This window comes from Kocuria sp. WRN011, assembly GCF_002295155.1.
Classification (GTDB): domain Bacteria; phylum Actinomycetota; class Actinomycetes; order Actinomycetales; family Micrococcaceae; genus Kocuria; species Kocuria carniphila.
Genome location: NZ_NSGI01000002.1, coordinates 256798 through 271373 on the forward strand (window position 1 = coordinate 256798; position 14576 = coordinate 271373).

The 14576-nt window shown below is 62.5% G+C and carries 15 protein-coding genes; 7 read left to right on the forward strand and 8 right to left on the reverse strand.

The window, feature by feature from the left end; all coding sequences use genetic code 11:
• Positions 1-97: 97 nt before the first annotated feature.
• Positions 98-661 carry a CGNR zinc finger domain-containing protein gene (locus CKW39_RS03920; protein WP_202976190.1) on the reverse strand — a complete coding sequence of 188 codons (564 nt, stop codon included), beginning with the start codon at positions 659-661 and terminating at the stop codon, positions 98-100.
• A 75-nt stretch (positions 662-736) separates the two neighbouring features.
• Here CKW39_RS03920 and CKW39_RS03925 point away from each other — a divergent pair, with 75 nt between their 5' ends.
• Genes CKW39_RS03925 through CKW39_RS03935 form a run of 3 tightly spaced genes read left to right on the forward strand, consistent with a single transcriptional unit; the run spans position 737 to position 4134 of the window.
• The gene (locus CKW39_RS03925; RefSeq protein WP_143469928.1) at positions 737-1687 is read left to right on the forward strand and encodes a hypothetical protein; all 951 of its coding nucleotides are present in this window, start codon (positions 737-739) and stop codon (positions 1685-1687) included.
• Between the two features lie 25 nt (positions 1688-1712).
• Positions 1713-2915: an epoxide hydrolase family protein gene (locus tag CKW39_RS03930; protein ID WP_095796846.1), complete on the forward strand. Its 1203-nt coding sequence runs from the start codon at positions 1713-1715 to the stop codon at positions 2913-2915.
• A complete protein-coding gene (locus CKW39_RS03935; protein ID WP_254049266.1) occupies positions 2806-4134 on the forward strand; it encodes an MFS transporter in 1329 nt (442 codons plus the stop codon). Before CKW39_RS03930 ends, CKW39_RS03935 begins: the two co-directional genes overlap by 110 nt.
• A 48-nt stretch (positions 4135-4182) precedes the next feature.
• On the opposite strand, the gene CKW39_RS03940 is transcribed toward CKW39_RS03935, so the two are convergent.
• From CKW39_RS03940 to CKW39_RS03950, 3 genes are all read right to left on the reverse strand, one after another.
• Positions 4183-4518, reverse strand: coding sequence for a hypothetical protein (locus CKW39_RS03940; protein ID WP_095796847.1), 336 nt, complete (start codon positions 4516-4518; stop codon positions 4183-4185).
• 600 nt (positions 4519-5118) lie between these two features.
• Positions 5119-6465, reverse strand: a complete 1347-nt coding sequence (locus CKW39_RS03945; protein WP_095796848.1) for a PhoH family protein — start codon at positions 6463-6465, stop codon at positions 5119-5121.
• Positions 6466-6588: 123 nt separating this feature from the next.
• Entirely contained in the window at positions 6589-7350 is a 762-nt protein-coding gene (locus tag CKW39_RS03950; RefSeq protein WP_095796849.1) for an isoprenyl transferase, read from the reverse strand.
• A gap of 144 nt (positions 7351-7494) precedes the next feature.
• Here CKW39_RS03950 and CKW39_RS03955 point away from each other — a divergent pair, with 144 nt between their 5' ends.
• Positions 7495-8208 carry a hemolysin III family protein gene (locus tag CKW39_RS03955; protein WP_095796850.1) on the forward strand — a complete coding sequence of 238 codons (714 nt, stop codon included), beginning with the start codon at positions 7495-7497 and terminating at the stop codon, positions 8206-8208.
• A gap of 35 nt (positions 8209-8243) precedes the next feature.
• Here the strand turns inward: CKW39_RS03955 and CKW39_RS03960 are convergent, their stop codons facing one another.
• From CKW39_RS03960 to mca, 3 genes are all read right to left on the reverse strand, one after another.
• The gene (locus tag CKW39_RS03960; RefSeq protein ID WP_095796851.1) at positions 8244-10298 is read right to left on the reverse strand and encodes a thioredoxin domain-containing protein; all 2055 of its coding nucleotides are present in this window, start codon (positions 10296-10298) and stop codon (positions 8244-8246) included.
• A 122-nt stretch (positions 10299-10420) separates the two neighbouring features.
• The gene (locus tag CKW39_RS03965) at positions 10421-10783 is read right to left on the reverse strand and encodes a hypothetical protein (RefSeq protein WP_254049280.1); all 363 of its coding nucleotides are present in this window, start codon (positions 10781-10783) and stop codon (positions 10421-10423) included.
• 12 nt (positions 10784-10795) lie between these two features.
• Entirely contained in the window at positions 10796-11722 is a 927-nt protein-coding gene (gene mca / locus CKW39_RS03970) for a mycothiol conjugate amidase Mca (protein ID WP_095796853.1), read from the reverse strand.
• A 142-nt stretch (positions 11723-11864) separates the two neighbouring features.
• Between mca and CKW39_RS03975 the strand changes: the two genes are divergently transcribed.
• The 3 genes from CKW39_RS03975 (at position 11865) to CKW39_RS03985 (ending at position 13324) form a co-directional block, all read left to right on the forward strand.
• A complete protein-coding gene (locus CKW39_RS03975; protein WP_095796854.1) occupies positions 11865-12326 on the forward strand; it encodes a DUF4307 domain-containing protein in 462 nt (153 codons plus the stop codon).
• Positions 12327-12514: 188 nt separating this feature from the next.
• Positions 12515-13012, forward strand: coding sequence for a transcription elongation factor GreA (greA, locus tag CKW39_RS03980; protein WP_095796855.1), 498 nt, complete (start codon positions 12515-12517; stop codon positions 13010-13012).
• Between the two features lie 96 nt (positions 13013-13108).
• Positions 13109-13324 (forward strand): hypothetical protein, encoded by a 216-nt coding sequence (locus tag CKW39_RS03985; protein ID WP_095796856.1) that lies wholly within the window; start codon positions 13109-13111, stop codon positions 13322-13324.
• A gap of 11 nt (positions 13325-13335) precedes the next feature.
• Here CKW39_RS03985 and ilvA read toward each other — a convergent pair whose 3' ends face one another.
• Positions 13336-14568, reverse strand: coding sequence for a threonine ammonia-lyase (gene ilvA, locus CKW39_RS03990; protein WP_095796997.1), 1233 nt, complete (start codon positions 14566-14568; stop codon positions 13336-13338).
• Between the last annotated feature and the right edge of the window lie 8 nt (positions 14569-14576).

Consider the following 14576-nt stretch of genomic DNA (forward strand, 5'->3'; position numbering starts at 1 on the left):
TTAGTTGAGACGAACCAATTTGCCCGCAAGTCTTTGTGCCTGCACGGCCCAACGGGTTCTTTCACATCTCATTCATCGGGGCACCCTGACCTGATCTTCACTGGTTGCGGCTGTAAAAAGCTCGCCCCTTCGCGCGATTGCCACACAGTTCCATAGAGCACCAAGACCTCGAGCGATTGCGCGAGTGATCATAAAACGCCCGACGACAACTGGGTTCGCGACAGGCTTTGAGCCGTACCCAGGTTCCATCAGGGACCGCAGTCAACGCACCCACTAGCAAGGCCGCGAGGGCCGAATCGACATCCGACAAACCCGCCTGTGGAACTAGGCGAGGTGGGCTGGATCGGACATCCACTACGAGGGGGAGGTTCTCGGCGAGCTTGGCGAATTCATTCCGCGCAGACGGGTTCAAGCCATCCGGTCGAGGGCTGGCAACTGGCGCAGCATTGTTCTCGGCGATCACCGCTCGAAGACCTTCGCGCACCGCGCGAGCACGGGACAGCTCGGAGTCGTTGGCCGATATCGAAGAAGGTGCCAGGTCGCGACTGGTCAACCACTGCTCAAGTTCCTCGTGAGTAGCCAGGCCATCACCGTCCGCGCGCCGCGTATTAATGAACTCCTCGATCAACTGCAGCGGCAGGGGTGGCGTAGTTGTATTCATCTCCGCATTCTAACCAGCTACCGGCTATGAGCGGTAGTCGCTCTCAGAGAACGCACCTTCCAGAAAGAGTTCACCATGAAAACCTCTTCAGCTCGCCTGCGCATGGTCGCGTTCAGCGCGGTGATCCTGGCGGTTCTCCCTTACGTGACTTTGAAGGTCATGTGGCTCATGGGCTCCACTCTGGGACTGACCCCCGGATTGGCAAGCAATCACATGCAAGACCCCCGCTTGGTAGTGGGGAACGCGATCACTATTGGCCTCGAAATCATCGCCCTCGGCCTAGCCGTGGCGCTGATCAAACCTTGGGGTCGGAGGGTGCCTGGATGGCTAGTGCTCTTGACTGCCGGGGGCGCCACGGGCCTGCTAGCTCCGGTACTTCTCGGGCTTCCGCCCGGACTGATCTTGCAGCTTTTGGTGGACGGCACCATGACCACCGGCGATGAAGGAGGTATGCGGCAGTGGGTCTTCATCGTTGTCTACTCCAGCTTCGGCCTCCTGGCCATGGCCTTGGCCTGCCTGTTCGCGATCTACGCAGGAGACCGGTGGCGCAGGTTGCTGTCCCACCAGCCTCAGCGACCGCCGTTACGACTTGTTCTGGCCTGTAGTCCCGGGATAGTCGTATTTGGCACTGCAATGATCTCGTGGGGAGTTACGGGACCTGGTGATACCGGCCCTCAGGGTCTAACGTCCATCGCTCAGCGCACACCATTGATCGCCACTGGCATCCTGGCTCTTCTCGGATGGGCAGTTCCACTATTGCCAAAGCTCATGTCGCTTCACCCCCGGGCCGCTTGGTTGGCCATGTGGACCGGTGTCGCTACAGCAGCTTTACAGGGCCCCGCTCACATCCTGCTGGCCCACGGCGGCATCGGTGAGCCGATCGTCACGACCCTCGCGATTATCGCAACGCTCAGCGCCAGCGTCTACGGCCTGTCGGTTCTCAGCCGCGCACACCCGGCCAGGGTTCTCCCCACAAATGACACCGCGGGCCAGACGTCTTCCACGGCGGCACCCGCCATAGGGTGACGGCCCACTCATACAAAGGAACGCCATGATTGCCACGACCAACCCACTTTCCATCTTCGACGGGTACGAATCACCGAAACCATTCCGCATCCACGTCGCTCAGGCCGACTTAGACGACCTGCACGAACGACTCGCACGAACTCGATGGCCGCACAGCATTCCCGATTTCGAGGACGCCACCGACTTCAGTCGTGGAGTACCACTGGGCTACTGGCAGGATCTCGCCGAATACTGGCGTGGAGATTTCGATTGGAGAGCGCAGGAGCGTGCACTCAATGCTCACGAGCAGTTCACCATGGATGTTGACGGCCAGACTTTTCAAGTGCTCCACGCCCGCTCACTCGTGCCCGGGGCCAAACCATTACTTTTGAACCATGGGTGGCCGGCTTCCTTCGTGGAGTACACCCGGATCATCAACTCACTAGTCGACCCCTGCGCCCATGGCGGTGACGAAGCTGATGCTTTTCACGTTGTGATCCCGTCACCGCCCGGTTTCGGCTTTTCTACCCCACTCGTCAGTACGGGGTGGGAAGTGGCACGAACAAGTAGTGCCTACGCAGAAATCCTGACGCGGCTGGGGTACAAGAGGTTCGCCACCCACGGCACCGACACCGGCGCCGGCGTTTCGCTGCGATTAGGCGCGACTCTCCCCGAACGCGTGATCGGCGTGCACGTTGGAAGTGACGGGCGCGCCCTGGCCATGGTGGGTAACAAGTATCCCTATCCCGATGACTTCAGCCCTGAGGATATCGCCGAGGTCGAGCGAGTGCGCCGGTCCGACGCTGGCGAGCGCGGTTACTTCGAGGTCCAAAACCATCACCCGGCCACCATTGGTGCAGCGCTCACCGACTCGCCCGTCGGGCAACTTGCCTGGATCGTGGAGAAGTTCCAGACCTGGACCGGTGGGCCGCACAGTACCCCTGACGAGGTTGTCGACCGCGACCAGTTGCTGACTAATGTGAGCCTCTACTGGTTTACAAGGGCAGGAGCTTCGAGCGCTCAGTTCTACTACGAGGCAGAACACTCACAGCTCGACTGGCTAGCTCCCACGGGTGTGCCGACCGGATGGGCGGTTTTCGACACTCACCCGTTGATGCGCCGCGCCATGGATCCTTGGAATGCAGTCGATCATTGGAGCGAGTTCGCTCTGGGTGGCCACTTTCCGGCCATGGAACAACCCGACCTACTGGTCGGTGATCTCCGTGCCTTCTTCCGAGGTCGCACCTGATCTTCAACCGGGGTACCTTGGGGACATCACTTCCGGCGATGTTCGGATCCGCGGCTTCCTTCTGCTATTCATGTCGTTCGCTGCAGCTCTGGGGACATCGGCCATTTACCCCATGCAACCGGCAATCGCGGATGTTGCGGATTCGTTGAGCACCTCGATCACCTTGGTAGGCGTAGGGCTTGCTTTCGGTCCGGTTGGCTACTTGGTCGGGATCGTTCTGTTGGTACCTCTGGTCGACAGATACTCGCCCAACCGCGTCCTTGCTGGCCAATTCTTCGTCCTCGCGATCTCACTGGCCGCCACCGCAATCATGAATGGCGTCGTGACCTTAGCCCTGGCGATGGCCGCTGTGGGGATCTGTTCCGCAGTGGGCGCAAGTCTCAGTTCATTGACCGCACGACTAGGTTCATCTCGACGTAGTGCGACGAGTCTTGGAATCGTAACCGCCGGAATCTCCGCGGGAGTCCTGTCGGGTCGAATCCTCGGTGGGTTCTTGGCGGATGAGATCGGGTGGCGGCCGATGGTGTTGGTCTTCGCCACCGCCTGCCTCATCGTCGCCGGGTGTAGCCTCCGGATTCTGCCGGGGGCAACCGGCACGAATAAGCGCGACTACTTCTCGACACTGCGTTTGCTCCCTAGCCTCGTCGTCCAGAACTCCACACTGCGGGCCGCGGCAATCAGGGGTGCGTTGTGGTTCTTTGCCTTCTCCGCAGTGTGGGCAGGCCTTGCTGTCGCGCTCTCAGAGGCCCCGTATAGTTATTCCTCCGAACGCATCGGTCTTTATGCGGTAGCAGGATTGTCTGGAATTCTTGTAACCCCAATTGCCGGCCTTCTAACCGATCGAATCGGTGCGCACCACGTGATAGTTGTCAGCTTGGTCCTTGCGGGAATCGCAGCAGTTGTCGCCGGTTTGAATCTCGTCAACACTCCATTGACGCTGCTATGCCTTGCAGTCTTCGACGCAGGGTTGTTCGCAGCTCAGGTAGCGAATCAAAATACGGTTCTCGCGATCGATCGTTCGAGTCCGGCGAGATTCAACAGCGCGTACATGGTGATCTATTTCATTGGAGGAGGCGCCGGGACCGCCTTCGGCGCAGCAGCGGTCGACTGGATGGGCTGGCCCACCACGGCCATGATGACCGCGATTGCGATCGGAGCCGCGCTGGTACTCACGTTGTTGAACAACCGACCAGTTGCCCCGGTTGTTGGAACAAACTGACGTACCTTCACGCAGCCCCTATAAACCGCAACTCTCTGAGACTTGAACTCACCGCGGCAACAGCCCGCCAATTCCGGCAACCAGGAAGACTGCTCCCCCGAGGAGCATGAACGGCGAATAGCGTCGCACAAGCTCCATCGCATCATCCTCCGTGGCACCCTGGCCAGTGCTCGAAAAGTAGCGGGCTACTGATCGATTAATCTCGAGATTGCTGCGGTAGATAAAAAACATGACGAAGTACAGAGCAGCGAAGGCGAGCATGAACCACACTGCCATGGAGGAGTCGTCGCGCCACCCCTCATCCGTGACAATAAATGCCACAATACCTACCGCGACTGCTGCAAAGAACAAAAACGTTGACAGGATGAGAAGCTTCGCGCTCACCTGCGCCCCTCCTTCAATCAGGATGACCTAGACAAATAGACTAACTATTCCAACCAATATGCACGCTGCAGATACGACGTATAATATTTTCTTAGTTTGATGGACACTAAATTGCACAACCCTAGGTGCGCGTCGCTGTACCCCCAGCACGGCGGGGTAGTACTTCATTTGATTATTCCAGAATTCATTGGACTTCATTACTGAAGCACTTATTAAGGCTAGTAGCCCCCTGAGAGCATCACGAAGGTAAAATCATTTGCTTCTGACGGGTTGAGAAAGATCCAAATTATCAACACAACTAACGCAATGCCCATAAAGAGTCACGCGATTACCTTCGTGCGCTTCGTCAATGGCCCCTCCTTCTCATCATTGATAACTGTCATAAAACCCCGGTGATGAACGTCAGAGTACGCCTGACTTTCACCAGTGACTAGCATCACATTCAAGAATCTTTCACTCGTCAGAACAGACATATGAGTCGGTAGACCAGAACGACAAGCAACGACTGTCCTGCATGAGCACCCACACAACGGACCACCGCCCGGTGACCTGGGCAAACAAGGCCACCGAGCGGCGTCGGCGTCGAAAGTAGCGAGCGAACTACACGTCCGAACGCTCCAGAACGTCGGTGACGAGCGCGGCGATCGGCGAGCGCTCGGAACGGTTCAGGCTCATATGACCGAACAGCGGCTGGCCCTTGAGCGCCTCGACCACGGCGATGATGCCATCGTGGCGACCCACGCGAAGATTGTCGCGCTGAGCGACATCGTGCGTAAGGACCACCTTGGAATTCTGCCCGATCCGGGACAGCGCGGTGAGGAGCACGTTGCGTTCCAGGGACTGTGCCTCGTCCACGATCACGAACGCGTCGTGCAGAGACCGGCCGCGGATGTGGGTCAACGGCAGCACCTCGAGCATGCCGCGGGCCACGACCTCCTCGACGACCGTGGTCGAGACGACCGAGGAGAGCGTGTCGAAGACCGCCTGGCCCCACGGGTTCATCTTCTCTTCCTCGGTGCCCGGCAGGTAGCCCAGGTCCTGGCCGCCCACGGCGTAGAGCGGGCGGAACACCATGATCTTGCGGTGCTCACGGCGCTCCAACACCGTCTCCAGGCCGGCACACAAGGCCAGAGCGGACTTTCCGGTACCGGCGCGGCCGCCCATGGACACGATGCCCACCTCGGGATCCAGGAGCAGGTCGATCGCGAGTCGCTGCTCGGCAGAACGGCCGTGCAGTCCGAACACATCCCGATCGGCGCGCACCAGGCGGGTGCTGCCGTCATCGTGCAGCCGGCCCAGTGCATGGCCCTTGGACGAGTGCAGAACCAGCCCCGTGTTCGTGGGCATCCCGGCAGTCTGTTCCAAGTGCACCTGGGATTCGGCGTAGAGCTGCTCGAGTTCATCATCTGTGACATTGAGGGTTGCCGTGCCGCTGTATTCGTCATCGGTGCCCACCCACTCGGCACGGTACTCATCCGCCTCGAGCCCCAGCGCGGAAGCCTTCACACGCATCGGCAGGTCCTTGGACACCACGCATACGTCGTGGCCCTCTTGTGCCAGGTTCTTGGCCACGGACAGAATCCGCGAGTCGTTGTCCTTGAGCCGGAAGCTCTGCGGCAGGACGGTGTCCGCCACATGGTTGAGTTCCACGACCAGGCAACCACCACTGGTACCCAACGGAATGGGGTGGTCCAGTCCCCCGTGCTCCACGCGCAGATCGTCCAACAGCCGCAGAGCCTTGCGAGCGAAGAACCCCAGTTCGGGATCGTGGCGCTTGGCCTCGAGCTCAGAGATGACCACCACCGGCAGCACGACACGGTGCTCGGCGAAACGGAGGATGGCGCGGGGATCGGACAACAAGACAGACGTATCAATCACGTAGGACCGTACCGTTTCGGCCGTGGCCGGGGTGGACGGTGCAACTACGGATTCGGTGCTGACGGTCATGGAAACCTTCCGACGTTGGGCTCAACCGGTTGCTGAGGGGTAACCGGTTGCTTTCAACGTAGGGACTCCAAGGATGCGCAAGTCACACTCGCGGTGAACGGGGCGTGAATTCGGGTTGGGGACTCAGTTGCCGAAGCGCCGCTGACGGGTCGCATAGTTGCGCAGCGCGCGCAGGAAGTCCACGCGGCGGAAGTCCGGCCACAGGGCCTCGCAGAAGTAGAACTCGCTGTAGGCAGACTGCCACATCAGGAACCCGGAGAGCCGTTGCTCACCGGAGGTGCGGATCAGCAGGTCCGGATCCGGTTGGCCCCGGGTGTACAGGCGCGCGGAAATGTCGTCCACGGAGAGGGTCTCGGCGAGCGCCTCTACCGAATCCCCGCGGTCGCGGGTGTCGCGGATGACTTCGCGAACGGCGTCGACAATTTCTTGCCGCCCGCCGTAGCCCACCGCAATGTTCAAGTGGGGTCCGGGAATGTTCGCGGTCGATTCCGCAATGCACTCGACCTGGTCCCGTAGCCGAGGGGGCAGAGAATCTAACGCTCCGACCGGTTGTATCCGGCACAGCGCCTCGTCCTGCAACTGAGTCACGAGCCCCGAAATGATTTCGATCAGAGCGGTGAGCTCTTCCTGGGGCCGCTTCAGGTTCTCAGTCGAAAGGATGTACAAGGTGACCACGTCAATGTTGAGATCCGCACACCAGCGCAAGAACTCCACGATCTTCTGGGCACCAGCTTTGTGACCGTCGGCGGTTGAGGCACCGAACTGGCGAGCCCACCGGCGGTTGCCATCCACCAGGACACCCACGTGATGCGGCAGGGTGTCCTCTTTCAGGCTGCTGGCCAGGCGCGACTCGTACAGCGAGTACAGCGGACGAGGCAGTTTCACCGTAGAGATCCTCCCCTGTTTCGACTGGGCCAACACACAACCATGCCCTCTAAACTACCCGTATGGGCAGCCGCCGGTGGTCAAGCGAATCCCCAAACACACCCGTGTTCGCTCCGGCTGGCAGCGGAGAAAGTGACTGGTGATATGACGCGCGGCAACAGTACCCGCACCGGATCCACGGTGCACCGGGCCACGGAGAGCCTGAGTGCGGCGGCGGAGCGAATCATCGAGAAGAAGCCCGCGTGGCGCGGCTGGATCCACGCCGGATTCGCCCCGGTAGCGCTGGCCCTCGGCCTGATCTCGGTGTTCCTGGCACCCACCACGGATTTGCGCATCGCGTGCGTGGTCTACTCGATCACCGCCGTGATGCTCTTCGGCACCTCTGCCGTGTACCACCGCTTCTACTGGGGCCCCCGCATGAACGCGGTGCTGCGCCGGCTGGACCACTCCAACATCGCCCTGGTCATCGCGGGCACCTACACGCCCCTGGCCGTTGCGTTATTATCCCCGAGCGCGGCCCAGGTGTTGCTGATCATCATCTGGTCCCTGGGCGCTGCCCTCGTGATCTTCCGCGTCTTCTGGATGCACGCCCCGCGCTGGCTCTACACCCCGCTCTACATCATCATGGGTTGCCTCTCGCTGGTGTATCTTCCGGCGTATTTTGCCGCGAACGTCCCGGCCACCCTCCTGGTGATCGCCGGCGGCGTCTTCTACATCGGCGGGGCCGTCTGCTACGCACTCAAACGCCCACACCTGCTGCCCACGGTCTTCAGCTTCCACGAGGTGTTCCACGCCTGCACGATTCTGGGCTTTGTCTGCCACTACATCGCGATCATGCTGGCCATGTTCATGGAGTGATGCGCCCTTCCTCATCAACACGCCCGACGACGCCGCTACGCCCGGTCCAGGAGCTCATCCACCTTCTCCGGCGAGCGCACCGGCAGTTCGCACTGACCGTTGCGACACAGCCAGACTGCGAACTCATCGCTTGATGCTTCGGGTACACCGTAGGGTGCGTGGCCCTCGCCCAGCACCAGGACGTCCGTGACACGACGTTCACCGGCGCTGGCCTGAACCTGCTCCCAGTCTTGATCACTTGCATGCACCACTTCGAGCAGCGCGGGCGGCTGGGCACGCAACAACCACGCGTGCAGGGTGCCCCCGGCCGCAGTCGCTGCACGAGTGGCCAACCCCTGGGCCGGTTTCACCAACAGGTCCACCAGACCGTCGCTCGAGCGCCCGGCGACTTTGGGCTGGCCGAGCAGCACGAGCCACCGGGCCAGACACGACTGGGCCGACGCCGCGACGTCGTCGAACGGGTCCGACTGGCCCGTGGCACCCGCGGCGACCAGAACGGCATCCGGTTCCGCCGAATCCATGGGGGTGTCCCCGCGCATGAACTTCTCGACCGTCGCCCGCGCCAACTCCAAGCTGCGGGCGTACCACTGCTCGAGTCCAGTGGCCCGATAGAGGGCCAGAAACGCCAAGCCCGCCCGCACATAATCCTCGAGCTGTCCATCGTGTGGATCCACGGTTCCTTGGCGGGACGTGCGCGCCAAGGTCGTGGTCTCCGCGTTCCAGTGCCGCGTCCAGACGAACTCAGCGGCCCACTCGGCGGTCTCCAACCACTCGGGGCGATCCAGCAGCACGGCAGCCTCAGCGAGCGCTTCGATGGTCATGCCGTTCCACGCGGTCACCACCTTGTCATCGCGTTCCGGAGGTGTGCGCTGCTCGCGTTGCTCCCACAGCTCTTCTCGCACGTTCTGATCCAGGATTCCCGTGACGGACCCGGATTCGCCCCAGCCGGCCACGGCTGGCTGCGGTTCGCCGACGTCGCCGCGAGAGAACGTGTAAAACGCACCTTCGCGCTCCGCTCCAGGAGTGACGGGGTCGCTGTCCGCGTCCAAGGAGGCGGCGATCGCGCCCTGTTCCGTGATCATCTCGCGGGCCAGCCAGGTCACGATGCCCTCGGCCGCGTTCCGGTACCTCGCGGCTCGAACGGGATCGGTGCCGCGCTTTTCGAGGTACCTGGCGGTGTGGGCCAGTACTCGTAGCAACTGGGCGTTGTCGTAGAGCATCTTCTCGTAATGCGGGAGTGACCAGTCGGGGGTCACCGAGTAGCGGAAGAATCCCCCGCCCACGTGATCGTGGAGCGCTCCGGTGACCATGGCGTCCAGAGTGGCCGTGAGCAGTTCGGCCGCGCGAGCGGATAAGTCACCATCGCGGGATGCCAGCAGCACCAGCGCTTCGAGCATCGGGGACGGTGGGAATTTGGGGCCGTTGCCGAAGCCCTCGTGCGTGGAATCGCGGGCCACCTCGAGTGCGTCCAACCACGGGCCAATCAGCTGCGATTCCTGGTGGGTGATGTCCCCTGAGGGATCCGGAGCATCGATCTGCACCGGCCCCGCCGTGTGCCGATCCGTTCCAAGCATGGAGGCGACCGCTTCCGGATGGCGTTGCAGCGCATCCGTGACCGATTGCGCGCCCTGAAGCACTTGCTCACGGCGTTCGGTCCACGCGTCATTCACCGCGTGGAGTACCTGTGTGAACGAGGGTCTGCCCTGCATGGGACGCGGCGGGTAATAGGTACCCGCATGAAAAGCCTGGCCTTCCGGCGTGAGGAACACGGTCATGGGCCAGCCACCCTGCTGAGTCAGCAGCTGGGTTGCGGACATGTACAGCGCATCGACATCGGGGCGTTGCTCGCGGTCCACCTTGATGGCCACAAAGTGCTCGTTGATGTACTCCCCCACGGCGGGGTCCTCGAAGGATTCATGCGCCATCACGTGACACCAGTGGCACGCGGCGTAGCCCACGGACAACAACACGGGCACGTCACGGGTGCGAGCCTCGGCGAAGGCAGCCGGCCCGAACTCCCACCAGTCCACGGGGTTCTGGGCGTGCTGCAGCAGATACGGGCTGGTGGAGTTGGCGAGCCTGTTGGTCATGACTCAACGATGTCACGAGCCCCTCACACGCATAAGGGGATCGGCCAGAAAAAAGGGGCCCGCCCGAGCCGAGAATCAAGTTCTCAGCATCGGAGCGGACCCCTTCTGGTCTGGTTCAGCGATCAGTCACGACGAGCGGAGCTTCCGCCGTTCTCCCCGCGGTCCGCATCCGGTGCCGTGCGAGGCTTGGGTGCGCGAGTGGCGGCGTCGGCGTCGGAATCTGCTGACGCAACCTGACCGTCGCGGCCGTGCGCGTACCCGCCCACGCCCTCTTCCGCGGCGCGCTGCTCGGCGTACTGGGCACGGTACCGCAACCGGCGATTGCGACGGTTGAAGTCAATGATCAGGAGAATCACCACGGCGACCAGGAAGAACGTCGCGATGAAGCCCGCGATCCCCGGCGAAACCTGGCTCGGTTCCAGACCGGGCTTGAGGTCACCCGCGGGATTTTCCGTGGCCGCTTGGAGCAGCACGGTGGTCAACATGTTCACGGCTGGTTACGCCTTTCGAGGGGAAGAAATCTGGGCATCAGGATCGATACCGGCGAACAGGTCGGTCTCCGGAATGGAGGTCTCCACGCGCGAATCCGCCAGCGAGTAGTCCTCCCACGGCCAGACCTCGGCCTGCATGTCCGAGGACACGGCGAAGAACGGGCCGTCCGGGTCCACCTGCGTGCGGTGACAGCGCAGGGCTGTGTCACGAGCGGAGAAGGTGTCCGGGCACTCGATCTTGGTGGTGGTTTCGTGGCGAGGCACCGGCGGACGGTGACCCTCGGGATCGGTCTCCTGCAATGCGGCGATGCGCTCGGCGTACGGGGACTGGAATCCGCGCTCCTCCAGCGCTTCGTGCAGCGCGATGAAGCGCTCCACGTTGAAGGCGCGGTCGTAGTAGACCTTGAGCGGGGTCCAGGGTTCGCCGGTGCCCGGGTAGGCGTCGGGATCGCCGGCCTTGCGGTAGGCCTCCATGGACACGTTGTGCGTCTGGATGTGGTCCGGGTGCGGGTAGCCGCCATTCTCGTCATACGTGAGGATCACGTGCGGACGGAATTCGCGCACCAGCTGGACGAGCGGTGCCGCGGCGCGTTCGAGCGGCTGCAGGGCGAAGCAGCCCTCGGGCAGCGGAGGTAGCGGATCGCCCTCGGGCAGCCCGGAATCCGCGAACCCGATCCAGCGGTGCTCGAGGTTCAGGGCCTCGGCCGCCTGAGCCATTTCCTCGCGGCGCAGACCCGGCAGGTCACGCTCGGCCCAGGGAACGCCCTCCATCTGCGCGTTCAGGATGGAGCCCTGCTCGCCACCGGTGCACGTAGCCACCATGACGCGAGCACCCAGGCCCACGTAATGAGCCATGGTTGCCGCGCCCTTGCTGGACTCGTCATCCGGATGGGCGTGGATGGCCAAGAGCCGGAGTTTCGAATAATCCGTCACGGAACGGGAGCCTCCCGGGTGGGGTTCGGACAAAACACAATCCCCGGTATCTTACGCCCGTGCACCGGATAATGCTGTCGGCTCCGTCACCCGCACCACGCATTCTCAGGGGATCCCAACCCGTACTGGATACAATGGTGTCATGAGTTCTTCCACCCCCGCGTCAGGATCCGCCTCGGGCGATGTCCTGGCGCAGCGTTATGGCTCCGGGCACCGGACGTTGTCTCCGCGCGGCCGCCGCGGCCCCTCCTTCCGGGGGTGGGTGGTCATTGCCGCAATCGCCACGTTGTTGTCTGCGCTGTTCGTGGTGTGGATCGTGCAGGGGCAATCCAGTGCACCGGTCGCCAAGGACGTCAGCTTCCAGGTGCAGGATGCCGGCAACACCTACGCGGACTTCGATCTCACCAAGGACCCGGACCAAACGGTCACGTGTGCGGTGCGCGCGCTCAACGAGCAGTACGCGATTGTCGGATGGAACGAAGTCACCATTGGTGAGGTGGCACCCAAAGAACTCAACGGCCGCACCAGCACTCACCGAGTGCCCGTGCGCACCACCAACGAGGCCAACTCGGTAGGCGTGGATTCCTGCTGGAAGGTCGACTGACACCCCTCCAGACGGGCGTCGCGGCTGAGTCGCTTTGAGACCAGCCCGTGGCCTCACTTACACTGGTGTACTAGAAACTTTGTACGATCCCCGACCCGGATGGGCAGCGAGCCACCACGGCTCACCACCGGGGCGGGGTTTTTCACACGTGCTCACCACCCCGGTGGGCACCCGAGAACGGAGATAGCGTGTCTACTAACGAGGGCGCCTGGCTGACCCAGGAAGCATACGATCGACTCAAGAAAGAGCTCGACCACCTTTCCGGGCCGTACCGCCAGGAAATCGTTGATCGTATCGAACAGGCCCGCTCCGAGGGTGACCTCAAGGAGAACGGCGGTTACCACGCTGCACGCGAAGAGCAGGGCAAGAACGAAGGTCGCATCAATCAGCTGACCCAGCTGCTCGAAAACGCCCAGGTGGGCGAGGCTCCCGCCGACGACGGCGTGATCGAAGCCGGCATGGTCGTCACCGCGGACATCGCCGGTGACGAGATGACCTTCCTGATGGGCTCCCGCGAGGTCGCTGAGGACCTCACCGGCGGCGAGGACATCGAGGTGTTCTCCGAGCGCTCCCCCATGGGCGCCGCCATCAGGGGCCACAAGGTGGGCGACGAGCTGACCTACAAGGCCCCCAACGGCAAGAACATCAAGGTCAAGATCCTGGACGCCAAGCCGTTCCACAACTGATCTTCACGTCATCATGACGCAGTGATTCGGGGCCGCTCTCAGCACATGAGGGCGGCCCCGAATCATTTCCCCGCATTTTCTATCCGAGGAGTATTCGTGGTTACCCATTGGAACCGCCAGCCCAATAAATGGACCGTGCCGCTGATCGCCCTGACCGCGCTGTTGGCCGTCTCGGCGATCGTCGTGCACTTCCTAGGTCAGTCCAACCCGGAGCTCAACACCACCGGCGGTCTGCGCAACATCCTGTGGTTCTCCACATTCGTTGCCGCGTTCATCACGTACTTCACCGCCCGGGGCCGACGTCGCCGCTGACGCACGGTTCGCTAGTGCACCACCACGGGCCGGAAACCCTGGGCCTCCAGGGCATCGATGACCTTGTCGCAGTGCGCGTGCCCCTTGGTCTCCATGTCGATGGTGATGGACACATCACCCATCGACAGTGAACCGCCGATGCGCGTGTGATCCACGCCGGTCACGTTGGCGTCCATGTCCGCGATGATGCGCGAGATCAAGGCCAGCTCGCCGGGGCGGTCGGTCAGCATCATCTTGATGGTCATGTAGCGCCCCGCCGCGGAGAGACCGCGTTGGATGACCTTGAGCATGAGCATGGGGTCGATGTTGCCCCCGGACAGCAGCACCACCGTGTTGCCCAGATCCCCGTAGGACTCCTTGAGCTTGCCCTCCAGGATGGCCGCCACGCCCACGGCACCGGCGGGTTCCACGACCATTTTGTTGCGTTCCAGCATGAAGATGAGCGCCTGCGCCAAGGAATCCTCGCTGACCGTGGTGACGTCGTCCGCGAGTTCTTTGATGATTTGGAACGGCAATTGTCCTGGGCGGCCCACGGCAATGCCGTCCGCTATGGTCGAGACCTTGTTGAGGGTCACGAGCGCGTCACCGGCCAACGAGGGCGGGTACGCCGCAGCGTTCTCCGCCTGCACGCCGATCAGGCGAATGTCCCGGCCCAGTTCCTCCGCCTTGGCCTTCACCGCCACGGACAGACCGGCCAACAAGCCACCGCCACCCACGCCGGCAATGATGGTGTCCACGTCCGGTACCTGATCCACGATCTCCAGCCCGAGTGTGCCTTGACCGGCAATGATGGCCGGGTGGTCGAAGGGGTGCACGAACACGGCACCGGTTTCCTCCGCGTACCGCTGCGCCTCGGCCAGCGCCTGGTCCACGGTGGTGCCGAACAACACGACCTCTGCCCCGTGGTCGCGAGTCGCGGCGACCTTGGGCAGCGCCGCCCCCAACGGCATGTAGATGCGCGCCTTGATACCCAGTTTGTTGGCCGCAAGCGCCACGCCCTGCGCGTGATTACCCGCCGACGCCGCCACGACACCGCTGGCCTTCTCGTCCTCCGAGAGCTCCGCCATACGAATGTAGGCACCGCGGATCTTGAACGAGCCTGCGCGCTGCAGGTTCTCGCACTTGATGTGAACCTCGGAACCGAGCAGACGGGACAGCGCCCGGGAGTGGGCCACGGGCGTTCGCTCAATTACGTCTTCCAACATGTGCGAGGCGTGTTCGATGTCCGCCGCAGTCACCGGCATTTCGTTGA

What these genes read in the sequence shown, in the direction of transcription:
- CKW39_RS03920 (WP_202976190.1), bottom strand. Translation starts at nt 661, where the DNA reads ATGAATACAACTACGCCACCCCTGCCGCTGCAGTTGATCGAGGAGTTC.
- CKW39_RS03925 (WP_143469928.1), top strand. Translation starts at nt 737, where the DNA reads ATGAAAACCTCTTCAGCTCGCCTGCGCATGGTCGCGTTCAGCGCGGTG.
- CKW39_RS03930 (WP_095796846.1), top strand. Translation starts at nt 1,713, where the DNA reads ATGATTGCCACGACCAACCCACTTTCCATCTTCGACGGGTACGAATCA.
- CKW39_RS03935 (WP_254049266.1), top strand. Translation starts at nt 2,806, where the DNA reads ATGCAGTCGATCATTGGAGCGAGTTCGCTCTGGGTGGCCACTTTCCGG.
- CKW39_RS03945 (WP_095796848.1), bottom strand. Translation starts at nt 6,465, where the DNA reads ATGACCGTCAGCACCGAATCCGTAGTTGCACCGTCCACCCCGGCCACG.
- CKW39_RS03955 (WP_095796850.1), top strand. Translation starts at nt 7,495, where the DNA reads ATGACGCGCGGCAACAGTACCCGCACCGGATCCACGGTGCACCGGGCC.
- CKW39_RS03960 (WP_095796851.1), bottom strand. Translation starts at nt 10,298, where the DNA reads ATGACCAACAGGCTCGCCAACTCCACCAGCCCGTATCTGCTGCAGCAC.
- CKW39_RS03965 (WP_254049280.1), bottom strand. Translation starts at nt 10,783, where the DNA reads ATGTTGACCACCGTGCTGCTCCAAGCGGCCACGGAAAATCCCGCGGGT.
- CKW39_RS03975 (WP_095796854.1), top strand. Translation starts at nt 11,865, where the DNA reads ATGAGTTCTTCCACCCCCGCGTCAGGATCCGCCTCGGGCGATGTCCTG.
- ilvA (WP_095796997.1), bottom strand. Translation starts at nt 14,568, where the DNA reads ATGCCGGTGACTGCGGCGGACATCGAACACGCCTCGCACATGTTGGAA.